The organism is Bartonella kosoyi, assembly GCF_003606325.2.
Classification (GTDB): Bacteria; Pseudomonadota; Alphaproteobacteria; order Rhizobiales; family Rhizobiaceae; genus Bartonella; species Bartonella kosoyi.
In genome coordinates, this window is sequence record NZ_CP031843.2 from 284,585 (window position 1) to 309,030 (window position 24,446).

Below are 24,446 nucleotides of genomic sequence, written 5' to 3' on the forward strand. Positions count from 1 at the left end.
TTAGTGATCCAATGGCGTTCTACTCTTCGTTAGAGATATGTCTCTATCAAAAAGTCATCATATTTTCACCATTCCGAACAATTACCTTATATTCCTATTATATTTACAAATGATTTTTATAAAAACAAAGAGCAACAAACAGAAAGTTTCTTATTAAAATTCGCAAAAGAAAGGATAGTTTTTAGTCATGTTTAAATTTGCATTGTGCTTTCTTTTCCTTTTTCCTTTTGCATTACATGCTCAAGACAAAAAGCAAGAAACGAACAATCCTTCTCTTATATCATCTCCTTTTGAAAGTTACCCCTTAACAGAAGATATTCTTTTAAAGCTGGAGAAAATTGAAAAGGAATGTAAAAATCTACCTCCAGAACCGCAAAAAGAAAATACAAAAAGTGATCTTATTACTGATGATGATCACATTGAAGGATATATCGCTTATATTTCTAGTAAACGAGGACTCATGAATATTTTAAGAGAAAATAACTTTACACCAAAAGAATTTGTCATCGCTCACCTAACACTTCAAGAAACATTGAATATGATTACAGATGAAGAAATTTCTACTTATGAACAAAATTTTATACTTTCCAGTAATATAGAATTTGCTAAAGAGAATATGTATAGAATAATCAAAATTTTAAAAGGAAATTGTTAAAAAAATCTTTTAAAAATAATTGATTAACTTTGTAAACGACGGCAAATTTCATCTAATTGTTCTAATGAAGAATAGTGTATTTTTAAATCACCACCTTTTTTACCGTGACGAATAATAACTTTCATTCCAATAACATCTGCAAGTAATTTTTCTAAAGATTTTGTTTCTGCATTTTTTTCCACAGTCGTACGTTTTTTAGTTTTAGGATTAGCCTGTTCATATGCAAGTATTTCCGTTTGACGTACCGAAAGCCCTTCACGGATAATTTTTTCAGCTAAATCTTGTGGATTATCAACGGTTATAAGACAACGAGCATGACCTGCAGAAAGTTGTCCATCCATTAAGAATTGTTGAACTTTTTCTGGAAGTTTTAACAAACGAAGTGTATTTGCAACATGGCTACGACTTTTTCCAATAACTTGGGCTAAATCTACTTGTGTATAATCATGTTCATTCAACAGCATCTCATATCCCTTTGCTTCTTCGATAGGATTCAGATCAGCCCGCTGAACATTTTCAATAATAGCCAATTCCAAAGCGGTTTTATCATCCACATCACGAATAATAACGGGTAATTGACTTAAATTTGCACGTTTTGCTGCACGCCAGCGCCGTTCACCTGCGATCAATTCGAACCGATGAGGATGATCTTTTAAAGGTCTTACAACAACAGGCTGAACCACACCGTGCTGACGAATTGATTGTGCCAAATTATCAAGCTCTATTTCAGTAAAATGACGCCGCGGATTATGAGGATTACATGAAATAGCTTCAAGAGAAACAAATCGTTCGGAAATGCTACCGGATTCCGTCAATTTATCAAAACTTGATGAACGTGCAAGATTATTGTTTAAATTGATATCTCCAATCAATGCTGCTAATCCACGTCCTAGTCTTTTTTTTGAGAGATCATCATTCATAATTTTTCTCTTTGAACTTTTAAATATTTTTTATATTTCTAAGCAGCAGCGCGTGCTTGTTTTTCACGTTGAATCATTTCTGATGCTAGACGCAAATAAGCTTGGCTCCCAGCACATTTGAGATCATAAAGCAACACAGGCTTACCAAAAGAGGGTGCTTCTGATACTCTTACATTTCGTGGAATAACAGTACGATAAACTTTATCTCCCATAAAAGAACGTACATCTTCAACAACTTGATTTGAAAGATTATTCCGTCCATCATACATTGTTAGAACGATACCTTGGATTTCTAAAGATGGATTAAGAACGGACCGTACTTGTTTTACTGTTTCAAGCAATTGACTTAAACCTTCAAGCGCTAAAAATTCGCATTGCATAGGTACCAAAACAGAATCTGCAGCCCCCATGGCATTCAATGTAAGAAGATTAAGTGATGGTGGACAATCAATTAAAATATAATTGAACTTTTTTTCCATTTCCGGATCATCATAGAGAGCTTTACGTAAGCGTTGGATACGATCTTGTGATGAGGAAATTTCCATCTCCACTCCTAAAAGATCAAGTGTAGAAGGAACAATATGAAGATTAGGTACGGCTGTTTTTAAAGCTGCTTGTGTAATCGAAACGCCTGAAACCAAAACATCATAAGACGATAAAGGTCGGCTATTACGATCAATTCCTAAGCCTGTACTTGCATTACCTTGTGGATCAACATCCATAATAAGGACATTTTCACCAATGGCTGCTAAAGCTGTTGCAAGATTAATTGCTGTGGTTGTTTTTCCCACTCCACCCTTTTGGTTTGCAATAGCGATAATTCGTGTTTCGCTCATTTTGCTTTACCCTCTAATATGATCGAATATGAGAAATTTCCAAAATAACAGAATTTTCATCAATTTTACTTGTATGTTTTAACAGATCAAAGTGCCAATTGGCAGAGGCATTTTTTACTTCTGTAGCGTAATCCCGACCTTTTTGCAAAAGAGCGATTGTTTTTTCTGTTAATAAAGGAAAAATAAGCTGTAAAAGCTCATTGAGCGGCGCTAATCCCCGTGCCGTTATAATATCAGATATGGGAATTTTTTGATAGATATCTTCAATTCTAGCATGATAAACGGTTGCAGGAAGATTAAGTTGAGCAATAACTGTTCGCAAAAAAGCAACTTTTTTTCCATTACTTTCAACAAGATTAATGTGCCCTGTTCCTTTTTCTTTCAGAAAGATAGCAATCACAATTGCGGGAAAACCTCCTCCTGATCCTAGATCACACCACTGTAAAGAATGAGGATACAAAGGAAAAATTTGTGCTGAATCTAAAATATGCCGTGTCCATAGATCTGGTATTGTTGCAGCAGATATCAAATTAATGTGCGCATTCCATTGAAGTATTAAAGACTCAAACTGAATTAAATTTTCCATCGTTTCACGTGAAACAGAAGGAACAATATCTAATAGTTGCTTATATTTTTGTTCTATAGAAGAATCCATTAAGCTGTTTTAGCCTTTTCACGTCGTTGACGTTGAATATATGTAATAATAAGTGATAACGCGGCGGGTGTCATACCATCAATTTTTTGTGCATCAGCAATTGAACGCGGAGACACTTCTTGAATTTTTGATTTAAGTTCGTTTGAAAGACCTGAAATTGCCTGAATATCAAGAGATGAAGGAATTTCCAAACGCTCATCTCTTTGAAGAGAGGCAATATCTTGTGCTTGTTTATCTAAATAAACCGCATATTGTGCTTCAATTTCTAAAGATTCTACCGTTTTAGAATCAATGGCTTGTAATTGTGGCCAAAAATGTGAAAGACGCTCTAAAGTCATATGAGGATAAGCGAGAAAATCATAAGCCGAACGCCGAATTCCATCATGATTCACGTGTAATCCATGAGCAGAAGCTTCATTAGGTGTTAAAAAGAGATTTTTGCATATTGATCGTGCTTGATCAAGCCGTTGTTGTTTTTTCTGATAACAATCCCAACGTACTTTACTGACAATCCCCCATTCTTGTGCCAAAGGTGTTAAACGCGTATCAGCATTATCAGATCGTAAAGACAAACGAAATTCAGAACGTGATGTAAACATCCTATAAGGTTCACAAACCCCACGTGAAACCAAATCATCAACCATAACACCAATATAAGCGGTAGAACGACTTATAAATATTTCATCTAATTTACCTACTTTACGTGCCGCATTCAATCCCGCTAAAAGTCCTTGTGCTGCAGCTTCCTCATACCCTGTTGTACCATTAATTTGTCCCGCTAAAAACAATCCTGGTAAAGAGCGTAATTCTAAGCTTTTTGTTAATTGTTGTGGATTAACAAAATCATACTCAATAGCATAACCGGGCTGTAAAACTGTAGCATTTTCCAATCCTTCAATGGTTTTCAAGAAGGAAATTTGTACATCTTCAGGAAGAGAAGTAGAAAGACCATTTGGATAAACCGTATCATCATTTAATCCTTCTGGTTCCAGGAAAATCTGATGTCCATCACGTTCCCCAAATTTAACAATTTTATCTTCAACTGAAGGACAATAACGAGGTCCTAATCCTTCAATATTTCCAGAATATAAAGCAGAACGATGGATATTATCACGAATAATTTGGTGTGTTTGCGCATTCGTACGTGTTATTGCACATTCAATTTGTGGCTGTTCAATTTTCTCTGTTAAAAAAGAAAAAGGAACGGGATTTTCATCTGCTTGTTGTTTTGAAAGACGATCCCAATCTATTGTTTTTTTACTCAAACGAGCAGGGGTTCCAGTTTTTAATCGACCAAGTTTTATATTATAATTTTTTAAACGTTCAGCAAGTTGCACACTTGCTGGATCTCCCATACGGCCAGCAGCCCATGTTTTATCACCTATATGAATAAAACCATTTAAAAATGTCCCTGTTGTTAAAACAACAGCACCAGAAAAAATTGTTCCTTGTTTTTTTAAAATAACACCTGATACACAATGATCTTTAACAATCAGATCAATAACTTCATCTTCAACGAGTGTCAGATTTTCTTGTTCTTTTAAAAATTTTTGAATTGCTTCTTTATAGAGTTGTCTATCTGCTTGTGTCCGTGGTCCTCTCACTGCTGGTCCCTTACGTCGATTAAGGAGTCTAAACTGAATTCCAGCAGCATCTGCTGCTCTTCCCATGAGACCATCTAACGCATCTATTTCACGTACTAAATGCCCTTTTCCAAGACCCCCAATAGCAGGATTACAGGACATTGTTCCCAGTGCTGATATTTTATGTGTCACAAGTGCTGTTTGTGCACCTACACGTGCTGAAGCTGAAGCTGCTTCACAGCCCGCATGACCACCACCAACAATGATAACATCATATGATTGCATTTAATTCATTCCATAGAGAATAGTTCTAAGGTTTCACGTGAAACAAGATATAAATTACATAATCTTTTAAATCTGTCTATGAAATAATCAATGTTTCACGTGAATCATTATTTACCAACACAAAACTCTGAAAAAATAATATCAAGCAAATCTTCAACATCAATATCTCCCATAATTTTTCCAAGAAAATCACTTGCACGACGGAGATGTTCTGCACGTAAACTGAGATCAAGAGAATGATAATTAAGAGAATTTTCAATCTCCTTAACAGCTTCCTTTAATAATTGAAGTTGTCTTTTACGAGCTGGAACAAGATTCCCAACTTCAGAAGCACGATGATGACAAAATGATTCAAGTTCTTTGATAAAACAATCAAAATTTAAACCAGTTAATGCAGAAAATTGTATAGACCAGCACGGATCATTTTTCTCATAAAGATCAAGCTTATTACCAACACACCATATTTCAGCCGATGTTTCTGGTAAATCAACTTGCTTAGGATTTACAATATCATAAACTAAAATAACCAAATCAGCTTCTCTCACATGCTGTTTAGCAACTTCTATTCCCAATTGTTCTATTTTATTTTCTGTTTTTCTAAAACCAGCAGTATCCGTTAAAAAAATAGGTAAACCACCAAGAACAAGTCTCATTTCTAAAGCATCACGAGTCGTTCCAGCTTCTTCCGTCACGATAGCAACAGATCTTCCTGCAAGACGATTCATAATGCTTGATTTCCCAGAATTAGGAGCCCCCGCAATAACAATTTTTAATCCATCACGTAAAATACTCGCACGTTCTCCTTCACGAATATGTTCTCGAAGAGAAGTACAAAGATCTTCCACATCTTTCCAAATTTTATCAGATATTGCATCAGGAATATCTTCTTCATCAGCAAAATCAAGTTCTGCTTCAATAAAAGCACGCACCTTCATAAGCTTATGACGCCAATCACGATAAAGTGTTGTTAAATGTCCACTTGTCCCCATAACTGCTAAACGCCGTTGACTTTCTGTTTCTGCTTCTATTAAATCAGCAAGACCTTCCGCTTGAACAAGGTCTAATTTTCCCTCCATAAATGCACGACGTGAAAATTCACCCGCTTCTGCAATACGGCATCCAGAAAACGTCGATAATTCATCGAGAAAACGATTAACAACTGCTTTTCCGCCATGTAAATGGAATTCTGCACAATCTTCTCCCGTAAAACTATGAGGAGCAGGAAAAAAAACAGTTAAAGCAGAATCTAAAAAGCTGCCATCACGAGCAATGAGATTTCCATAATGCATAAAGCGTGCTTTAGGTAAACAACCGCACAGTGTTTTAACGATATGCACAACATGAGGGCCAGAAAGCCGAATGACTGCAACCCCTGAAGGTAACAATCCACTCGAAACAGCAAAGATTGTATCCACAGGTTTTATCCTAATAAAAACTTTAATGACTCTAAGTATTCATTGAATCAAAAAATTCGCTATTGTTTTTTGTTTGCTTTAATTTATCAATCAAAAACTCAATTGCATCTGTTACATTCATAGGTGCTAAAATACGACGAAGAACAAAAATTTTGTGTAAATCTTGTCGTGCGACCAAAAGCTCTTCCTTACGCGTTCCTGACTTTAAAATATCCATAGCAGGGAAAATACGCTTATCAGCAACTTTTCGATCAAGAACGATCTCAGAATTACCTGTTCCTTTAAATTCTTCAAAAATAACCTCATCCATACGGCTACCTGTATCAATCAAAGCCGTTGCAATAATAGTTAAAGAGCCACCTTCCTCAATATTACGTGCAGCACCAAAAAAACGCTTTGGACGCTGCAAAGCATTTGCATCAACACCCCCTGTCAAAACTTTACCTGAAGAAGGAACAACGGTATTATACGCACGCCCAAGACGTGTAATCGAATCAAGAAGAATAACAACATCGCGTCCATATTCAACGAGGCGTTTAGCTTTTTCAATGACCATTTCTGCCACCTGTACGTGACGTATTGCAGGTTCATCAAAAGTAGAAGAAACGACCTCTCCTTTTACTGAACGTTGCATATCTGTAACTTCTTCTGGTCGTTCATCAATCAAAAGAACAATAAGATAACATTCAGGATGATTAGTGGTAATAGAATGAGCAATATTTTGTAGGAGAACTGTCTTTCCTGTCCGAGGTGGTGCGACAATTAATCCTCTTTGTCCTTTTCCCAAGGGAGATATCAGATCAATCACACGCGATGACATATCCTTCTCTGTAGGATCTTGTATTTCCATTTGGAAGCGTTCATTTGAATAAAGAGGTGTGAGATTATCAAAGTGAATTTTATAACGAATTTTTTCAGGTTTTTCGAAATTAATTGTATTAATTTTAAGAAGAGCAAAATAACGTTCCCCTTCTTTTGGGCTTCGTATAGGACCTTCAATGGTATCGCCTGTTTTTAGAGAAAATGACTGAATTTGTGAAGGTGAAAGATAGATATCATCAGGTCCAGGAAGATAATTAGCATCAGCAGATCGCAAAAATCCAAATCCATCTTGTAAAACTTCAACAACACCTTCTCCTATAATTTCTACATCTTGTAGAGCAAGTTTTTTCAAAATTGCAAACATTAATTCTTGTTTGCGCATAAGGGAGGCATTTTCAACTTCTAATGTTTCAGCAAAAGAAACAAGTTCAACGGGATTTTTGCTTTTAAGTTCTTGTAGTTTCATTTTTTGCATGAAAGATGCTCTTTTAATTAAGGAGAGAATTACCTTGAACAATTTATGGAGATTTTATAGAACTAAATATCCTCAAGAAGAAAGCATTTTACACTCAATTTTTTCAATCTGCAAGTACCATTTATATGAAATTTATTCGTATAATATTAAGAATATTATATAAAAAATATAAAATCCGAATAGTATTTAATTATTTTATAAAAAAAATATGAATTTAACCTAGAGCATTAATGAAATTCCATTCAAGAGTATTTTTTCCAAAGCTTTTTATTAATAAATTTATATTAAAGAAAGGATTCTTCTTATTTAAAACTGTGTTTAGTGTGAATTATTATTTACACTTCATTTATTCTCAATTTTATCCACAAAAGAGAGAATAAAAAGAATAAAATTAACATTATCTTAAAGATATTATCCCCACTTTTTTCTCATAAGCAGCGTTCAATTATCACAAGGGATTTATTTGTGCATAATAATGGAAGATTTTTCCTAAATTTTAGTTTTATAAAAAAGCCTAAAGATATATACACATGTCTTAACAAGGAGTTAAAATTTTTGTGACAAAAGAAAAAAAATCCTTTCATTTACACATGCTTTCTGATGCAACAGGAGAAACGCTAATCTCTGTTGGAAGAGCTGTAGCATCGCAGTATACAATGAGTCAGGCAACAGAACATATCTATCCTATGATTCGTAACAAATTACAGTTACAAAAAGCTCTTGATGAAATACAACAAGAGCCAGGTATTGTTCTTTACACGATAATTGATGAAGAACTTAAACTTCTTCTTCAAAAAAGATGCGAAAAAATAAAAGTTCCCTATATTGATATATTACATCCTGTTTTAAATGCTTTTCAGTCTTATCTTGGAATGCCAACTCATTTACGTGCGAGCGCACAACATGATCTTAATGCTGATTATTTTCGTCGTATTGAAGCATTGGATTTTACGATAGAGCATGATGACGGGCAGTCTTCCAGTAGCTTATCTGAAGCGGATGTAATTCTTGTAGGAATTTCAAGGACCTCTAAAACGCCAACAAGTATCTATTTAGCAAATCGGGGGATCAAAACGGCCAATGTTCCTCTTATTCCTAATATTGATTTACCAGAATCCCTTTTAGAGGCAAAAAATTCTTTAATCGTTGGTTTAATCGCTTCAGCTGAAAGAATCTCACATATTCGCCAAAATCGTGATTTGGGGGAAGGTCTTGTTCTTGATAGTTATACAAATCGTATTAACATAGCTGAAGAATTAATCTATGCAAAACGCATTTGCGAACGTTTTGGTTGGCCTATTATTGATGTCACAAGGCGCTCTATTGAAGAAACTGCAGCGGCAATATTTGAACTTTTATCACGATTTCGTGAAGGAAAATGAGAGAGAATTCTCATGAACACAGAGATATTAATATTAGCATCTCTTAGTTTTTATCGCGCACAATTATTAAAAAAAGCAGGTTTAAATTTTTTGATTGAAGGAGCTTCTTTTGATGAAAGAGAAATAGAAAAAACGGCAAAAGAAAAAACACCTAAAGAACTCAGCTGTTTTCTTGCCAGTGCAAAAGCAAAAAATGTTTCAGATCGTTTTCCTGATGCTTTCGTTATTGGTTGCGATCAAGTGCTTGATTTAGAAGGTCAAGTTTTTCATAAAGCAACAAATATTAAGGAAGCACACCAACGTTTATGCAAATTATCAGGAAAAACACATTCTCTTCATAGTGCGGTAGCTTTATTTAAAAATGGTCAAAAAATTTGGGTTGAGGCTTTTAGCGCACATATGTCCGTACGTTTACTCTCATCAAAATTTATTGAATGTTATTTAGCACGTGTAGGAAAAGATGTTTTAAACAGTGTGGGAGTCTATCAAATTGAAGGGGAAGGGATCCACCTCTTTGAAAAAATTGATGGAGATTTTTTTACTATTGTTGGTTTACCTTTGCTCCCTCTACTCGTAAAATTACGTCATTTAGGGGTTATTGATGGTTGATTTAACAATAGAAAAAACGAAATACCCCCGCGCTTTTGTTGTTGGTTTTCCTATTCATCATTCAAAATCGCCAAGAATTCATAATTTTTGGCTTAAGCAATATGGTTTACAAGGTGAATATCTTGCACAGGAAGTGACTTCTGAAGAATTCAACCATTTTATTATTTCTTTACAAAAAATAGGCTTTTGTGGAGGAAATGTTACTCTACCTCATAAACAGGAAGCCTTTCGTTTAGCAGATTATAAAGATGAGAGAGCAACAATAATTGGTGCGGCTAATACACTTTGGTATGAAGGAGATAAACTTTGTGCCACAAATAGTGATGCCTATGGTTTTAGCGCTAATCTTGATGATTTTGCATCTGATTGGGGAGGGGAAACAGCTCTTGTTTTTGGGGCAGGTGGCGCTGCACGCGCTATCCTCTATGCTTTAAAAGAACGCGGATTTGAACAGATTTATTTAGTTAACCGTACAAAACAACGCGCTGATAATTTAGCCCAACATTTTGGAAAACCCATTAAAGTCTACGATTGGCATAAAATTCATGAAATACTTTATAAAGCTGATTTGATTGTTAATACGACGTCCATAGGCATAAAAAATCCAGAAGAAAAAAATGATTCTTTTTTTTGTGATTTTCATAAAGCAAAAAAGACAGCATTAGTAACAGATATTGTTTATACACCTTTGATAACTCCTTTTTTACAACAGGCAGAAGTTTGTGGTCTAAAGACTGTTGATGGGTTTGGGATGCTTCTCCATCAGGCTGTTATAGGTTTTGAACGGTGGTTTGGAATAAGACCACAGGTAACAAAAGCCTTACGGGCAGCTATTTTAGAGGATATGAGTGAAGAGAGAGAATGAAGATCATAGGTTTGACGGGATCAATTGCTATGGGAAAATCGACAGTTGCTGATTTTTTCAAGCAAGCGGGTATTTCTGTTTTTAGTGCTGATGAGGCGGTACAAAAGCTTTATAAAAGTGAGCCAGCTGTGTCGCGCATAGAGCGTATTTTTCCTGGTGTTGTTGAAAATGGTGAAGTTAATCGTTTGAAACTTTCTGAAATTTTGATTGATGATAAGGAAAAATTACAAACATTAGAAAAAATAATTCATCCTTTGGTGCAAAAAAAAGAAAAAGAATTTATTGATACAGCGCGCCACCATGGGGAAAAATTAGTTATTCTTGATATTCCACTTCTGTTTGAAAAAAATGGTGAAAGTCGTGTAGATAGCGTTATTGTTGTTTCTGCTCCACCAGAAATACAAAAAGAGCGTGTGATGATTCGTCAAGGGATGAATGAGAAAAAATTTGCCTTTATCAATGCGAGGCAAATGCCAGATGAAAAAAAACGAGAACGTGCTGATTTTATTATTGATACAGGGAAAGATTTAGAGAATACACGTCAACAGGTTTTTGATGTGATAAAAAAATTGCTAAAGAATTGAAGTTATGCGGGAAATTATTTTTGATACAGAAACAACAGGTTTAGATAAAGAGAAAGATCGCATAATCGAAATTGGTTGTGTAGAAATGGTTGATCGTTATCTTACGGGACGTCAGTTTCATGTTTATTTAAACCCTGAAGGTGTTATTATTCCTGATGAAGTGGTAGCAATTCACGGATTAACCAATGAACGTTTAAAAAACGAAAAAAGTTTTAGTGATATTGTTGATGAATTTTTAGAATTTATCAATGGTGCGACTATGATTGCACACAATGCGAGTTTTGATATAGGTTTTATTAATGCAGAATTAAAACGCGTCAATAAGCCGCTTATCAGTGTTGATAATATTCTTGATACATTGGCTATGGCACGGCGTAAATTTCCCATGGGCCCTAATTCTCTTGATATTTTATGCAAACGTTTTGGAATTGATAATAGCCATCGTGTTCTTCATGGAGCTCTCCTTGATGCAGAAATTTTAGCCGACGTTTATATTGAACTGATTGGTGGAAAGCAGGGCGTATTGGGGTTTGATAACAAAAGGAATCTTGATGAACATATCCAAAATGATAAAGGCACATCTTATGCGGTTAAATCTCGTCCACAGGCTCTACCTTCAAGATTGACTGCACAGGAAAAAGGGTTGCACGCTGATTTTATCAGAAAAATGGGTGAAAAAGCTCTGTGGAATAACTTCAAAATTTATGAATAACATCCCTACCTTATCTCTAAAAAAGTTATTTAAGTTAAGAACGAAAAATACGGATGCCAAAAAAACGGTCGTTGTGGGGAGGGGAACACCACAACGACCCTGTCGCTACATCGTACCTCAGCTATCATAGGAGGAGCAAAATGAAAGCTATTAATCCTGTAACAGCAAAGAAAAGCTCTAGGTACATAATATAAAGTGTAACGACTTCATGTCTTATGAAAAAAAAAAATGGCTTTTTAGAGGCAAAATGAAAAAAATTAAAATAAAAGTGAAAAAAACATATAAGAGTAATGTATTTTTTTAGCTGAAAAGGAGAAATAAAATTGTCATGAAGGCAACAGATCATCTTTTGTTGGTTGATGGATCAGGCTATGTTTTTCGTGCTTACTATGCTTTACCGCCTTTAAAACGTAAAAAGGATGGGCTTCCAGTAGGAGCAGTAGCTGGTTTTTGTAATATGTTATGGAAATTACTTTGTGATGCTCGTAACACAGCGACAGGTATTGTTCCAACACATTTTGCTGTTATTTTTGATTATTCATCGGATACTTTTCGGAAACAAATTTATCCTCAATATAAAGCGAATCGTGTTGATCCTCCCGAAGATTTAATTCCTCAATTTGCGTTGATACGCCAAGCAACAAAGGCTTTTAATTTGCCTTGTATTGAAAAGGAAGGCTTTGAAGCGGATGATTTGATAGCGACCTATGCACAATTGGCAACAAAGGTTGGTGCAAAAACAACCATTATCTCTTCTGATAAGGATCTTATGCAACTCGTCAATAAGCATGTATCCTTATATGATGGAATGAAAGATAAGCATATAGGTATCTCAGAAGTTATAGAAAAATGGGGTGTTGCCCCTGAAAAGATGATCGATTTACAAGCATTAATTGGAGATTCGTCGGATAACGTACCGGGTATTCCAGGTATTGGACCAAAAACTGCTGCTCAGTTGTTAAATCAGTTTGGTTCTCTTGATCTTTTGTTGCAACATGTGACTGAAATTAAACAAACAAAACGACGTGAAAACATACAAGCTTATAGTGAACAGGTTAAAATTTCTCGTGAACTTGTTAGACTTAAAACAGATGTTCCTATAGACAGTGATTTAGATGATTTTATTTTGGAGCCACAAGATGGACCACGCTTAATTGCTTTTTTGAAAGCGATGGAATTTTCAACATTAACGCGCCGCGTGGCAGAAGCGACAACATGCGATGCAGCTGTTATTGATGCACTTGATGTAGATGTTGAATGGGAAAAATTAAGCTATGGGCATGATACTGATATCAAAAATATTGAGAAAACATCACTTCATAATTTTTCTGAAAATTCTCCACAAGTTTTTGCACAAAAACGTAAAGATCAAGCACTAACTCAAAAAATTACAAGAGATACTTATACAACAATTCTTGATGAGGAAATTTTAAAAGAGTGGTTATCACAAGCACAAGAACAGGGTTTTTTCGCTTTTGATACTGAAACAACATCTCTTGATCCAATGCAAGCAAAGCTTGTTGGTTTTTCACTCGCATTACGGCCAGGAAAAGCAGCCTATATACCTCTTGAGCATTTTGATGAAGGAGAGGAGGACCTTTTGAGAGGTGGGCGCATTGTCTCGCAGATTGAGACCCAAAAAGCTTTAGCACTTTTAAAGCCGATATTAGAAGATTCTGCAGTATTAAAAATTGGTCAGAATATAAAATATGATTGGTTGGTGATGAAGCAATACGACATTGTGATACGTTCTTTTGATGACACCATGCTTTTGTCCTATGCTTTGGATGCTGGAATTTTAACCCATAATATGGATGATTTATCGGAACGTTGGCTTGAACATAAACCAATTGCCTATAAGGATTTAACACATAACGGAAAAAAAATTACTTCTTTTGCACAAGTAGATTTAAAACAAGCAACTCTTTATGCGGCGGAAGATGCCGATATAACGCTACGTCTTTGGCAAGTTTTAAAACCGCAACTTATCGCTCGAGGGATGACAAAAATTTATGAACGCCTTGATCGGCCTCTTGTAGAAGTTCTTGCAAGAATGGAAGAACGTGGGATTCTTGTTGATCGGCAGATTTTATTGCGTCTTTCAGGAGAATTGGCGCAAGCTGCTTTGATTTTGGAAGAGGAAATTTACAAACAAGCTGATGCAAAATTTAATCTTGCTTCGCCAAAGCAATTAGGGGATATCCTTTTTGACAAAATGGGATTGCCTGGAGGTGCTAAAACCAAAGGCGGACAATGGTCAACTTCTGCACAGACCTTAGAAGAGTTGTCGGCTGAAGGTCATACTTTACCACGTAAAATTATTGAGTGGCGCCAACTTGCAAAGCTAAAATCGACCTATGCCGATGCTTTACCTTCTTATATTTTACCAAAAACAGGGCGTGTTCATACGAATTATTCTTTAGCAATAACATCAACAGGGCGATTATCATCATCAGAGCCAAATTTGCAAAATATTCCAGTACGAACTGCTGAAGGACGTAAAATTCGAACAGCTTTTATTGCTCCCAAAGGCCATGTTTTGCTTTCTGCTGATTATAGTCAGATTGAATTACGCATTCTTGCACATATTGCGGATATAAAAGCATTAAAAGAAGCTTTTGCTAAGGGTCATGATATTCACGCTATAACGGCGTCACAAATGTTTGGCGTTGCGATAGAGGGAATGCATTCAGATATACGACGGCGTGCAAAAGCGATTAATTTTGGTATCATTTATGGTATTTCAGCTTTTGGATTAGCCAATCAATTAGGGATTTCACGCCAAGAAGCAGGTCGTTATATTCAACTTTATTTTGAAAGATTTCCAGGAATTAAGGATTATATGGAAAAGACTAAAAGCTTTGCACGTGAGAATGGTTATGTAGAAACAATTTTTGGACGTCGTATCCATTATCCAGAAATAAAAGCAAAGAATGTAAAAATTCGTTCTCTTAATGAGCGAGCAGCGATCAATGCGCCAATACAAGGTTCTGCCGCCGATATTATTCGCCGTGCTATGATACAGATGGAAGATGCTTTAAAAGAAGAAAATCTATCAGCAAAAATGTTGCTGCAAGTACATGATGAATTGATTTTTGAAGTACCAGAAGAAGAGAGTAAAAAAACCATGGCTGTTGTTAAAGATGTCATGGAAAATGCTACAATGCCGGTTTTATCTTTGTCTGTACCCCTTGAAGTGAAAGTCATGACGGCTCAAAATTGGGATGAGGCACATTAACTTTTTTCATTTATTTTTAAGGATATTCATCGCATTGGCAAGATTAAGATAGGCTTTGATCGGCAAATGATCTGAGGCAATGCGCGCAAGTGGTGAATAGTGGTTTTCAAGACTTATTACCAATTGATGAGGAAAGGCAAAAACGCGATCAAGGGCTAAAAAAGGAAAGCGAGAGGGAAAGCTTGGTACAACTTTAAGTGTGCTATCAAAATAGGGATAAAAATGGTTTAAAGATGAGCCTTTTCCCATTCTCCATTCATTAAAATCTCCAATGAGGAGTGTAGGCATAAGGGAGCGTTTTTGCAAAATTGCAAGGAGCATTTTTGTTTGTTGTTTACGAGAATAACGCAGTAAACCAAAATGAGCTGCAATAATACGAATAGGGCCTGCTTCCATTTCCAACTCTACAATGATGGCCCCACGTGGTTCAATACTAGGAAGAGTGACTTGCAAGATGTCACGTACATATCCCTTTCGCAAAAAAAGAGCATTCCCATGCCAACCGTGACCATGAGGCGACATAGTATTGAGAGGCACAGGGATCAAGCCGGTCTCAGCTTTTAACAGCTGAAGATTAATCAAACCAATGCGTTCCCCAAAACGTTTATCTGCTTCTTGAAGAGCAAGGATATCAACTTGTAATTCAGTAATAACACGAACAATCCGTGTAGGATTAAAAATTTTATCAACACCTACACATTTATGCACATTATAGGAAGCAACGGTTAGATCATAATGATTATTTGGATTGAGGATATTGGATTGATGATGAGAGCGGCTATAGATTGCCTTTAAAAGGGAGTCATGGAGCTTTTGTTGGATAAAATCGCTAAACCTAGGGAATTTTTGCTTGTAAGGTATTTTTGACATTTTGCGAAAAGAATAGTCCTTAGGAGGCAAAGGGTAAAGACTTACACTAAAAACAAAAGAACCTTGTCTCTTTTAGAAACAAGGTTCTTTCATTAAGCAATGATTTTTTTAAATCAATCACGATTTGAACCAAGAAACTGTAGCAAGAAGACAAACATATTGATGAAATCAAGATAAAGACTCAACGCACCCATAATAACTTTACGACCTCTGGTATCGCCTTGATCTCCTTCATAATACATCAACTTAATGTTCTGAGTATCGTAAGCTGTTAAACCAGCAAAGATAAAAATACCAATAACGGAGATAGCAAATTGCAAAGCACTTGATCCAAGAAAAACGTTCACAACCATAGAAAGCAATAAACCAATCAATCCGATAAATAAGAATGAACCAATTGCTGTAAGATCACGCTTTGTTGTGTATCCATAAAGTGAAAGAGCTCCAAAAGTTGCAGCAGAGATGACAAAGGTTTGTACAATACTTTCTGTCGTATAACGCAAAACGATTGAAGACAATGAAAGCCCAATCAGAGCAGCATAGCCAAAAAAGAGACTACGAGCAGCATTTGTACTCAATGTATTAATTTTAAAACTGAGGAATAAAACTGCAACGAGGGGTGCAAACATAACAATATAAGCGAATGGCGATGTATAAAATGTTACTCCAAATGATGTTAAATAAACACTGCTATTGATCTGAGCTGCTGCTTGGCTCATATCTGTTGTCGTTGCTAATGATACAATCGCATAAGCGGCAGCAGCTGTAATAAGCAAACCAATGGCCATTGTATTGTAGACACCCAACATATAGTCGCGCAATCCCTGATCAATTGATGCATCAGCGTGAGAAGCAGGCGCTGAACGTAAATTTTTGAAATTAGCCATAATATAAAATCCTTTAGCATATGTTCCGTCAGGTATCGGTTTTTTTAAAGTGTCTCTATTCATCGCAGAGACAAGTTTCGTATAAGCCTTGATTTGGCGAATACAAAAAACCTCCAGAATCACTGGCGGAATTCCAGCATATTCCCCTTTATTATGGAGATTTATTTAAAAATTACAAGAGATTTATCGAAGCAAGGAACCTTACAAATTGGTAAGGAAAAGGACCATTTTCATGAAAAATATTTCCGTTTTTCGCCATATTTTTGCAAGATAAAAAGACGATACTGAGATATTTTTATTATTCTCAGGGACCCTATAATTTCCACCTACAAAATATCTATCTTTATAGTAATGAGGAGAGTAGCGCATAACATCGCGCTATTTTTCACTCTAAATATTTCTCACAAAAATATCGTAAGATTGTCTGATGACAAATCTGTTTATATTCAATCCATCAAGATCATTTTCTTGCACGACACACGAGCAGGATTTGCGTGCTAATAAAAAGCTGTAAAATATTTTTTCTTAGGGTGTGATAGAGACATATAGATAAAAAGATATTGATTTCCATTTTAAGTCAGTTCTTTTGTATTGCTGAAGGATGGAAATATAAAGTTGAAGAGAAAATAAAATCTCATAAAAAAATACGTGAAATGATTAGCTGCAAGAATTATCCAAGAGGATTTGTAATCAAGCTTATGGTGTTTAAAAATCTCTGTTTTTAAGGCAATGAGAACATCAATGAGAAGATGTATGGTTTGAATGACGTCTTGCTTTCATCCAAGTACGCAGTTCCTCAATAAGGATGGCAATAACACCCAAAGTGATAAAACTATCTGCAAGATTAAAAATAGCAAAATAAAAAATATCATCAATGTGAAAAAGTATATAATCAGTGACATGATGAAAGCGAATACGATCAATAAGGTTACCGATTGCTCCCCCAATAATAAGGACAAGACCGAAGCGCATTAAAAATTTATTATCTTCAGTATTCTTCCATAACCATAAAAGAAAGATAATTACAATGATTGTGATGGCAATGATTCCCCAGTGAGAAAAGGAAGAAAAAAACGAAAATGCAATACCAGAATTACGCACATGATAAAGGGAAAGGAAAGGAATAAGGGGGATTTCTGTCCCGAGAGGCATATTTTGCATAACCCAATACTTAACAGCTTGGTCAAGTCCTGCTGTAAGGGTCAAGCCAAGGAGAAGAAAAAGGAGTGATTTACGGATCATATTTTTTCCTCACATGGTTCCAATGTTAAATAAGGGCGACGGATTTCATAAAGCATAACAGCTGTTGCTATAGCCAGATTAAGCGAGTCGGCGCGTCCACTTTGTGGAATACGTGCAAGTTTATCACATCGATTTGTCAGAATATCTGATAACCCCTGTTTTTCATTTCCCATTAAAAGGATGATAGGACCATTTTTCAAATCAAGTTTACGATAATCTAAAGATCCTTTGAGATGCGTGCCAACGATCATGCCTTTAAAGCAAGAAGACCAGTTTAAAAAGGCGCTTTCATCAAAACGATAAAGGGGTATGGAGAAAATAGACCCCATGGTTGCACGAACTGTTTCAGGTGAGAAAGGGTCTGTTGTTTCGCCAATTAAAAGAACACCTTTAGCACCTACAGCATCAGCCGTGCGAATAATGGTTCCAAGATTTCCAGGATCACGCACACGATCGAGTGCGATGTAAACATCTTTCGCCTGTCCTTTTACCATTTCAAGGGGTTGCCATTTTTGTTTGAAAATACCAATAACTGTTTGTGGATTATCGCGTCGAGTCAGTGATTCCATAACCTTTTGTGAGGCTTTGATAACAAAACCACCATTGGCTACAGCACGTGCAGCAGTATTTTCGATCGTAGCATTGCCCATTTCGCTTTTGGAAAAAATAAGTGTTTGTATTGTCCAGCCGAGATTGAGAGCATCAATGACCAATTTCAATCCCTCTGCCATGAAAAGACCCTCTCGATTACGGTTTTTCTTTTGGCTCAGTGCCTTAAGATCTTTTATGATGGGGTTGCTAAGAGAGGTAATTTCTTTCACTCTACCAGTTTTGGGTCCACACATATTCAAGCAATCCAACGGCTAAAAAGAGAAGTAGAAAGGGCGCGCCCTGCAATTTCTTCGCGTAAAATGAGTTCTCCTGATTCGACCGTACCACCAAGATTTACAAATGTATCGCGCATTAAAGCATGAAGTGCAAAGAAGGAAGCACGAATAGAATAAGCTGTAAGGACAACAGAGAGCGGTTTATCAGAGAGAAGGTTACGACAATTTGTGATCATGACTGGTAAATGATCAAACAGTTGCCAAACTTCGCCATGAGGTCCACGTCCATAAGCAGGGGGATCAAGAAGGATCATATCATAGTTTTTTTTGCGTCGCAGTTCTCGCTCGACAAATTTTACAGCATCATCGCAAATCCAGCGAATAGAATGATCTGGTAATCCTGCTCTTTCCTGATTAGCTTTTGCCCACGCAATGGCTTTTTTAGAAGCATCAACATGGGTAACGTTTGCACCCGCTCGTGCTCCAATCAAAGAGGCAACACCTGTATAGCCAAAAAGATTCAATAGTTTTATAGGACGTGCGGCTTTAACAATTTGTTCTTCCATAAAGCGCCAATGGGCATCTTGTTCAGGAAAAACGCCTACATGACGAAAAGAAGTAAAGCGACCTAGAAAAGACAGCCCATTCCAAGAAAGAGGCCATGTTTCATCAAGTGGCTTTTTAGGAAAATGCCAACGACCAACACCTTCTTCATCACGGTTTCCTGTGAAAATAGCATCAACATCAGCCCATTGTTTTTGTGATAAAGCAGGTTTCCATAGTGCTTGACCTTCTGGTCGAATAATTCGATAGTTTCCATAACGCTCTAATTTTTGTCCATTGCCAGAATCAATGAGAGCATAATTTTCACTCATACCTGTTTCTAAAATAAGAGGCAACTTTTCCTGCGGATATCTATTCTTGTGGGAGGATTGAAAGCATTGTGCAGGCATATTTTGTATCATGTTATATGAAGTATAAAAAATTACGTTATAAAACTCTTAAATGTTTCGTAAAAGTGCAAAAGAACTAAAATCAATTAAAACAGGTATAGAAACAAATTCTGTATTAAATATAAAATACTAAAGAGAAAAAGACTTCATTAAAAGACCATTATACTAGATTTGTGATAGACGTTTTCAATTTCTCGATCTCGGCTTTACTTTTTTTGAGAGCTTTTTTGCATTTGTGATGGGAAAACCAACGGATCAGATTTCCTAATAAAGTACCAAAACCAAAGAAAATAAAGAGCCATATAAAGAGGGGAGCATGATAAGTAAAACTTTCAGAATTTTCTCGAAAAGGATCAAGGGTTAGCGGAACAATTTGACGATTAGCTACGATAAAAACAATCAAAAATGCTGTGAGAATCACACCGATACTTGTTAGAAGAATACGTTTAATAATCATAAGTTTCTCACTGATTAAGACGGTCGCGTAAATCCTTGCCTGTTTTAAAAAAAGGAATCCATTTTTCTTCAACAGCAACGGCTTCTCCAGTTCGTGGGTTACGTCCATTACGGGCTGAACGGCTTTTGACAGAAAAAGCTCCAAATCCACGAAGTTCAACACGATCGCCATTGGCAAGTGCTGTTGAAATTTCTTCAAAAATAGCGTTTACAATATTCTCCACATCCCGTTGAAAAAGATGCGGGTTATGACGAGCAATAATTTGCACAAGCTCTGATTTAACCACAATAGCCTCACTTTCACACAAAAAAACTTTCTTATAATTGTGCATTTCATGCATATTACAACATATAAACGGATAAAAGCAAAATAAAACCAAGAAAAAACAAATTTCAAGAAACAAAATTTGAAAATACCTCTTATAAAGGTTATACAGATTAAAAATGCGGAATATTTAAGAGATTAGGAGAGTATGTCCGTACACAATCGTAATGAAGTCTTTTCAATGCAATCATCTGTTGGAGATGTTTTTAAAAAAGCATCTCGGCATTCGCGTCGCATTAGCCTATTAAAAATTTTTTTACCCCTCTTAGCACTAGTTTCAGGGGTAGTTTTCTGCTGGTTTACGTTTTTCTTGGTTCCCGTTACGTCTGATCCTATGCCTTTGAATAATGAAGAGAATGGAGTGACAAACTTGACGATGCTCAATCCAAAATTAGAAGGGTATACGCGCGCTCATGAACCTTATTGGCTTAAAGCAGAAAAGGCATTTCAAGATCATACGCGCTCTGGAATAATTGGATTACAAAACATTACAGCGAAAGCATCTATGGGTCAACAAAGACAGGTTTTTCTTTCAGCACAAGGGGGTATTTACGATAATATTCATGGTTTTTTACAGTTGGATAAACCATTCACCATTACAACGAATGATGGAGTGATGGCACAATTTATGTCAGCTAATATTAATTTATCTGAAAGACAGTTAAAAACAAATCAACGTGTTAATATTCAGCGAGCCGGTTTTCATCTTGTCGCTAATGCCTTAAAAATTCGAGAAAAAGGAAAAAATATGTATTTCCATGGTGGTGTGCATTTAGTGCTTGAAAAGCAATGACGCAATATCAAGACGAATCTTTAAGGAATATTTAAAAGAGAATTCATGTGTATATACAAACAGAAGAATTGGAAGAATGAAATCATACAAAAGATGGATAGGTATGACGTTGGCTTTTAGCGTGGGAATGTTAGGAGGAGGAACGGTTTCAGGATATGCTGAAGGGACCCATTTTGGAATAAGTCTATCAAATGACAAAGAACCAGTAGAACTTCATGCAGATTCTTTAGAAATACGTGATAAAGAAGGGATAGCGCTTTTTAAGGGTGATGTTTCAGTGGTGCAAGGTGAACGTCTTTTACGGGCGGAAAAATTAATTGTTTATTACGATAAAACTCATAAAGGAGCGGATAGAAACAAGGAAAATACGACGGCATCATCTGTTTCTTTGTTTGGTTCATCGGGCATACAAAAAATGGAAGTCTTAGGAAAAGTCTATATAAAAATAGCGACGCAAATTGCAACGGGGGATAAAGGTGTTTTTGATGGAAAATCAAAAATGATGAGCTTGACAGGGAATCATGTTGTGTTAACAGATGGTGACAATGTAGCAACGGGATGCAAACTAACGGCGAATATGGAAAGCGGAAAAGCTTTTTTAGAGGGTTGTGAGACAACTAAGAAAAAAGGTCGCGTTTCTATTATTTTTAAACAAAATCAACAAAATGGCCATTAAGATTTCATGTTTGGAATCAAAAGAAAAAAACAGACTGATCAGTATGATTTTACAAGTGAAGCTTCAAAAAAGCGCTTAAAAGGAACCTTGATTGCCAGCCATTTGATTAAAGTTTATCGAGGAAGACCAACGGTTAATGGTGTTTCTTTTGGCATTCGTACGGGAGAAGCCGTTGGCATTTTAGGGCCCAATGGGGCAGGTAAAACAACTTGTTTTTATATGGTTACGGGGCTCATAAAATCTGATGGAGGATCCATTAAAATTGATGGATTTGATATAACGCATCTTCCGATGTATCGACGGGCGCGTTTAGGTATCGGGTATCTTCCCCAAGAAGCTTCTATTTTTCGTGGACTTTCCGTAGAAAATAACATCAAAGCTGTTTTAGAAGTCGTTGAACAAGATCGCCTTAAACAACGTGAAGAGCTCGATAGTCTTTTACATGAGTTTAAAATTGATCATTTACGTAAAATGCCTGCTCTTTCGTTATCTGGGGGTGAACGTCGACGACTTGAAATTGCGCGCGCTTTAGCTTCTCGACCTCATTTTATGTTACTTGATGAACCATTTGCAGGAATTGATCCTATCGCTATTTTTGATATTCAACAGCTTATTCGTCATTTAACGAAGCGTGGCATTGGTGTTTTAATAACAGATCATAATGTACGCGAAACATTAGGGCTTGTCGACCGCGCTTATATTATTCATACCGGCAAAGTGTTGGTTCACGGTCGTCCTCACGATATTATCAACAATGTTGATGTCCGCAGAATTTATTTGGGCAATCAGTTTTCTCTATGATTTTACAGCTTTCATATGTTTTCATTTAAGTTTAACAAAAACAACATGGTCGCCACAAACACTATTCTAAGTAATCAAACACGTTTCAAAGGAGGTAGATAAGGCTTCATTGTGATTATTAATAAAGCATGTCATCGATATATTTCTATTACAGAAACAAAGGAAAAATTTTCTTTATTGTAGAAACAATGATAATGTTATTAAAAGCTGTAAATCAATAAAAGAATGTGACTTTAGGATAAAGTTTTTTAATTGAGCTGTGCAATAAGTTTTTCTCTGATATTATTGAAAATCTCCTTATTTATGCCAAACTTCTTTTATGAGTATAATTTAATAAATTTTCATTGAGTGGTGAAAGAGGCTTCCTCACTTAAGATGAGTTTATTATTTTATTGGTTGAGCTTATTCATGATTGTATCATAGAAAAGGTGAGAGATATTCATCATACTTTCTCTATCCCATCAAAGAACATATCGATGATGCTGTTTTGGATATTTTGATTGGAGAATCCATCCGTTATATATTGCGTTTATTTAATAGGATTGTCCTATTTTATTAGTTTGTATGGCGTATTTAAATAGGAGAAAAGCTTTAGGTTCTTGTTATAAGGCTTTGTTTAAGCTATACAGTGATTTTAAAACTAAAGGTCTATTTTGCTCAATGTGCTTCTCATTCTATTTAAGAGCTCATTTTTAAAGAAAGAAAAAATCTAATGGGGATTATACGTTAACTCTTGTGACAAGTTTAATAAATTTACGAATAATGCCCTTTTCTAGTGTCTTAAGGAAATTAATTTTATGAACAATTTCATTTCTTTTTTTCTTTTCTCATGCTGTTAATGAGGAGCTAAACACTATTTATTGTTCTGTTAAAAGTGATATGAGACGTACTAAGCCTTCACCTGTTATCAATTAAAAAATAAAAACACATTGCGATGTTGCGAAAAGTGAAAGAACTTTAAATATCGATACCGTTTATAGGTTTATTGATGAGCATTTGAGCGTGTAAGAGGAAAATTAAAGGATGAATTTGAGTGAGTTAATAGCACCGGAAGCAATTATTCCGGCTCTTAAGGCGAATTCGAAAAAACAAGTTCTGCAAATTTTAGCCGAAAAAGCGTCCCAGCTGACAGGTCTTAGTGAACATGTAATTTTTGATATTGTTTTGCAACGTGAGAAACTTGGTTCGACGGGGCTGGGTGGTGGTATTGCGATTCCGCATGGAAAATTACCTGATATTAATCGGATTATTGGTATATTTGCACGTCTTGAAAGTCCTATTGATTTTGAAGCTCTCGATGATGAGCCTATAGACCTTGTTTTTCTTCTTTTAGCACCTGAAAATGCTGGCGCAGATCACTTAAAAGCTTTATCACAGATTGCACGTGTTTTGCGTCATGCTGATGTTGTGCAAAAATTACGCAATACGCATAATGCTAATGCGCTTTATGCTTTATTGATTCAAACTTCAGAATCAAATGCGGCTTAAAAAAGATTATAAGTGTATAAATTTTGATGTATACACCATAGAGTTTAAAAATGATATAATTTGTATCTTAAAGGGCTGATGGTGAAAGATAA

24 protein-coding genes are annotated in these 24,446 nt (G+C 35.8%); 11 read left to right on the plus strand and 13 right to left on the minus strand.

From position 1 onward, the window contains the following. The first annotated feature begins 187 nt into the window (after positions 1–187). Positions 188–655, plus strand: a complete 468-nt coding sequence (locus D1093_RS01325) for a hypothetical protein (RefSeq protein ID WP_120100145.1) — start codon at positions 188–190, stop codon at positions 653–655. 23 nt (positions 656–678) lie between these two features. Here D1093_RS01325 and D1093_RS01330 read toward each other — a convergent pair whose 3' ends face one another. The 6 genes from D1093_RS01330 to rho form a co-directional block, all read right to left on the minus strand. Next, the gene (locus D1093_RS01330; RefSeq protein ID WP_120100147.1) at positions 679–1,575 is read right to left on the minus strand and encodes a ParB/RepB/Spo0J family partition protein; all 897 of its coding nucleotides are present in this window, start codon (positions 1,573–1,575) and stop codon (positions 679–681) included. Positions 1,576–1,613: 38 nt separating this feature from the next. Next, positions 1,614–2,411 (minus strand): ParA family protein, encoded by a 798-nt coding sequence (locus D1093_RS01335; protein ID WP_012232630.1) that lies wholly within the window; start codon positions 2,409–2,411, stop codon positions 1,614–1,616. A 13-nt stretch (positions 2,412–2,424) separates the two neighbouring features. Next, positions 2,425–3,066, minus strand: a complete 642-nt coding sequence (gene rsmG, locus D1093_RS01340; RefSeq protein ID WP_120100149.1) for a 16S rRNA (guanine(527)-N(7))-methyltransferase RsmG — start codon at positions 3,064–3,066, stop codon at positions 2,425–2,427. Beyond that, positions 3,066–4,934 carry a tRNA uridine-5-carboxymethylaminomethyl(34) synthesis enzyme MnmG gene (gene mnmG / locus D1093_RS01345; protein ID WP_120100151.1) on the minus strand — a complete coding sequence of 623 codons (1,869 nt, stop codon included), beginning with the start codon at positions 4,932–4,934 and terminating at the stop codon, positions 3,066–3,068. Before mnmG ends, rsmG begins: the two co-directional genes overlap by 1 nt. A gap of 107 nt (positions 4,935–5,041) precedes the next feature. Next, positions 5,042–6,349, minus strand: a complete 1,308-nt coding sequence (gene mnmE, locus D1093_RS01350; protein WP_120100152.1) for a tRNA uridine-5-carboxymethylaminomethyl(34) synthesis GTPase MnmE — start codon at positions 6,347–6,349, stop codon at positions 5,042–5,044. A gap of 31 nt (positions 6,350–6,380) precedes the next feature. Further along, the gene (gene rho, locus D1093_RS01355) at positions 6,381–7,646 is read right to left on the minus strand and encodes a transcription termination factor Rho (RefSeq protein ID WP_005774324.1); all 1,266 of its coding nucleotides are present in this window, start codon (positions 7,644–7,646) and stop codon (positions 6,381–6,383) included. 557 nt (positions 7,647–8,203) lie between these two features. Between rho and D1093_RS01360 the strand changes: the two genes are divergently transcribed. The 6 genes from D1093_RS01360 (at position 8,204) to polA (ending at position 15,036) form a co-directional block, all read left to right on the plus strand. After that, complete coding sequence (locus D1093_RS01360; RefSeq protein WP_120100154.1) at positions 8,204–9,028, plus strand: pyruvate, water dikinase regulatory protein; 825 nt, start codon at positions 8,204–8,206, stop codon at positions 9,026–9,028. Positions 9,029–9,040: 12 nt separating this feature from the next. After that, positions 9,041–9,637, plus strand: coding sequence for a Maf family nucleotide pyrophosphatase (locus tag D1093_RS01365; RefSeq protein WP_120100156.1), 597 nt, complete (start codon positions 9,041–9,043; stop codon positions 9,635–9,637). Next, on the plus strand, positions 9,630–10,502 hold the full coding sequence (locus D1093_RS01370; RefSeq protein WP_120100158.1) for a shikimate dehydrogenase: 873 nt from the start codon (positions 9,630–9,632) through the stop codon (positions 10,500–10,502). The genes D1093_RS01365 and D1093_RS01370 overlap by 8 nt, the downstream gene beginning before the upstream one ends. Continuing rightward, positions 10,499–11,086 carry a dephospho-CoA kinase gene (gene coaE, locus D1093_RS01375; RefSeq protein ID WP_120100159.1) on the plus strand — a complete coding sequence of 196 codons (588 nt, stop codon included), beginning with the start codon at positions 10,499–10,501 and terminating at the stop codon, positions 11,084–11,086. The genes D1093_RS01370 and coaE overlap by 4 nt, the downstream gene beginning before the upstream one ends. A 4-nt stretch (positions 11,087–11,090) precedes the next feature. Then, positions 11,091–11,798 carry a DNA polymerase III subunit epsilon gene (gene dnaQ / locus D1093_RS01380; RefSeq protein WP_005774329.1) on the plus strand — a complete coding sequence of 236 codons (708 nt, stop codon included), beginning with the start codon at positions 11,091–11,093 and terminating at the stop codon, positions 11,796–11,798. A gap of 328 nt (positions 11,799–12,126) precedes the next feature. After that, positions 12,127–15,036, plus strand: a complete 2,910-nt coding sequence (gene polA, locus D1093_RS01385; RefSeq protein WP_120100161.1) for a DNA polymerase I — start codon at positions 12,127–12,129, stop codon at positions 15,034–15,036. 6 nt (positions 15,037–15,042) lie between these two features. Here the strand turns inward: polA and D1093_RS01390 are convergent, their stop codons facing one another. From D1093_RS01390 to ihfB, 7 genes are all read right to left on the minus strand, one after another. Further along, positions 15,043–15,906: an endonuclease/exonuclease/phosphatase family protein gene (locus tag D1093_RS01390; RefSeq protein WP_120100163.1), complete on the minus strand. Its 864-nt coding sequence runs from the start codon at positions 15,904–15,906 to the stop codon at positions 15,043–15,045. Between the two features lie 113 nt (positions 15,907–16,019). Further along, positions 16,020–16,793 (minus strand): Bax inhibitor-1/YccA family protein, encoded by a 774-nt coding sequence (locus D1093_RS01395; RefSeq protein WP_120102269.1) that lies wholly within the window; start codon positions 16,791–16,793, stop codon positions 16,020–16,022. Between the two features lie 738 nt (positions 16,794–17,531). After that, complete coding sequence (gene lspA / locus D1093_RS01400) at positions 17,532–18,035, minus strand: signal peptidase II (protein WP_120100165.1); 504 nt, start codon at positions 18,033–18,035, stop codon at positions 17,532–17,534. After that, entirely contained in the window at positions 18,032–18,880 is an 849-nt protein-coding gene (locus D1093_RS01405; protein ID WP_120100167.1) for a TrmH family RNA methyltransferase, read from the minus strand. The genes lspA and D1093_RS01405 overlap by 4 nt, the downstream gene beginning before the upstream one ends. 2 nt (positions 18,881–18,882) lie before the next feature. Further along, positions 18,883–19,815, minus strand: coding sequence for a class I SAM-dependent methyltransferase (locus tag D1093_RS01410; RefSeq protein ID WP_120102271.1), 933 nt, complete (start codon positions 19,813–19,815; stop codon positions 18,883–18,885). 160 nt (positions 19,816–19,975) lie between these two features. Beyond that, the gene (locus D1093_RS01415; RefSeq protein WP_120100169.1) at positions 19,976–20,272 is read right to left on the minus strand and encodes a lipopolysaccharide assembly protein LapA domain-containing protein; all 297 of its coding nucleotides are present in this window, start codon (positions 20,270–20,272) and stop codon (positions 19,976–19,978) included. A 7-nt stretch (positions 20,273–20,279) separates the two neighbouring features. Beyond that, entirely contained in the window at positions 20,280–20,558 is a 279-nt protein-coding gene (ihfB, locus tag D1093_RS01420) for an integration host factor subunit beta (protein ID WP_026500856.1), read from the minus strand. A gap of 186 nt (positions 20,559–20,744) precedes the next feature. Between ihfB and lptC the strand changes: the two genes are divergently transcribed. From lptC to ptsN, 4 genes are all read left to right on the plus strand, one after another. Next, positions 20,745–21,389 carry an LPS export ABC transporter periplasmic protein LptC gene (gene lptC / locus D1093_RS01425; RefSeq protein ID WP_120100171.1) on the plus strand — a complete coding sequence of 215 codons (645 nt, stop codon included), beginning with the start codon at positions 20,745–20,747 and terminating at the stop codon, positions 21,387–21,389. 76 nt (positions 21,390–21,465) lie between these two features. Beyond that, positions 21,466–22,065, plus strand: coding sequence for an LptA/OstA family protein (locus tag D1093_RS01430; RefSeq protein WP_120100172.1), 600 nt, complete (start codon positions 21,466–21,468; stop codon positions 22,063–22,065). 6 nt (positions 22,066–22,071) lie between these two features. Continuing rightward, on the plus strand, positions 22,072–22,866 hold the full coding sequence (gene lptB, locus D1093_RS01435; RefSeq protein WP_120100174.1) for an LPS export ABC transporter ATP-binding protein: 795 nt from the start codon (positions 22,072–22,074) through the stop codon (positions 22,864–22,866). A 1,023-nt stretch (positions 22,867–23,889) separates the two neighbouring features. Further along, a complete protein-coding gene (gene ptsN, locus D1093_RS01440; RefSeq protein WP_120100176.1) occupies positions 23,890–24,354 on the plus strand; it encodes a PTS IIA-like nitrogen regulatory protein PtsN in 465 nt (154 codons plus the stop codon). Positions 24,355–24,446 lie beyond the last annotated feature (92 nt).

Bases quoted from the DNA above. Each gene is read 5' to 3' on its own strand.
- D1093_RS01365 (WP_120100156.1), top strand. From the start codon at position 9,041: ATGAACACAGAGATATTAATATTAGCATCTCTTAGTTTTTATCGCGCA.
- D1093_RS01415 (WP_120100169.1), bottom strand. From the start codon at position 20,272: ATGATTATTAAACGTATTCTTCTAACAAGTATCGGTGTGATTCTCACA.
- lptC (WP_120100171.1), top strand. From the start codon at position 20,745: ATGTCCGTACACAATCGTAATGAAGTCTTTTCAATGCAATCATCTGTT.
- rsmG (WP_120100149.1), bottom strand. From the start codon at position 3,066: ATGGATTCTTCTATAGAACAAAAATATAAGCAACTATTAGATATTGTT.
- D1093_RS01395 (WP_120102269.1), bottom strand. From the start codon at position 16,793: ATGGCTAATTTCAAAAATTTACGTTCAGCGCCTGCTTCTCACGCTGAT.
- D1093_RS01390 (WP_120100163.1), bottom strand. From the start codon at position 15,906: ATGTCAAAAATACCTTACAAGCAAAAATTCCCTAGGTTTAGCGATTTT.
- D1093_RS01325 (WP_120100145.1), top strand. From the start codon at position 188: ATGTTTAAATTTGCATTGTGCTTTCTTTTCCTTTTTCCTTTTGCATTA.
- D1093_RS01410 (WP_120102271.1), bottom strand. From the start codon at position 19,815: ATGCCTGCACAATGCTTTCAATCCTCCCACAAGAATAGATATCCGCAG.
- lptB (WP_120100174.1), top strand. From the start codon at position 22,072: ATGTTTGGAATCAAAAGAAAAAAACAGACTGATCAGTATGATTTTACA.
- D1093_RS01330 (WP_120100147.1), bottom strand. From the start codon at position 1,575: ATGAATGATGATCTCTCAAAAAAAAGACTAGGACGTGGATTAGCAGCA.
- ptsN (WP_120100176.1), top strand. From the start codon at position 23,890: ATGAATTTGAGTGAGTTAATAGCACCGGAAGCAATTATTCCGGCTCTT.
- dnaQ (WP_005774329.1), top strand. From the start codon at position 11,091: ATGCGGGAAATTATTTTTGATACAGAAACAACAGGTTTAGATAAAGAG.
- rho (WP_005774324.1), bottom strand. From the start codon at position 7,646: ATGCAAAAAATGAAACTACAAGAACTTAAAAGCAAAAATCCCGTTGAA.
- D1093_RS01430 (WP_120100172.1), top strand. From the start codon at position 21,466: ATGAAATCATACAAAAGATGGATAGGTATGACGTTGGCTTTTAGCGTG.
- D1093_RS01370 (WP_120100158.1), top strand. From the start codon at position 9,630: ATGGTTGATTTAACAATAGAAAAAACGAAATACCCCCGCGCTTTTGTT.
- coaE (WP_120100159.1), top strand. From the start codon at position 10,499: ATGAAGATCATAGGTTTGACGGGATCAATTGCTATGGGAAAATCGACA.
- D1093_RS01405 (WP_120100167.1), bottom strand. From the start codon at position 18,880: ATGTGTGGACCCAAAACTGGTAGAGTGAAAGAAATTACCTCTCTTAGC.
- mnmG (WP_120100151.1), bottom strand. From the start codon at position 4,934: ATGCAATCATATGATGTTATCATTGTTGGTGGTGGTCATGCGGGCTGT.
- polA (WP_120100161.1), top strand. From the start codon at position 12,127: ATGAAGGCAACAGATCATCTTTTGTTGGTTGATGGATCAGGCTATGTT.
- lspA (WP_120100165.1), bottom strand. From the start codon at position 18,035: ATGATCCGTAAATCACTCCTTTTTCTTCTCCTTGGCTTGACCCTTACA.
- D1093_RS01335 (WP_012232630.1), bottom strand. From the start codon at position 2,411: ATGAGCGAAACACGAATTATCGCTATTGCAAACCAAAAGGGTGGAGTG.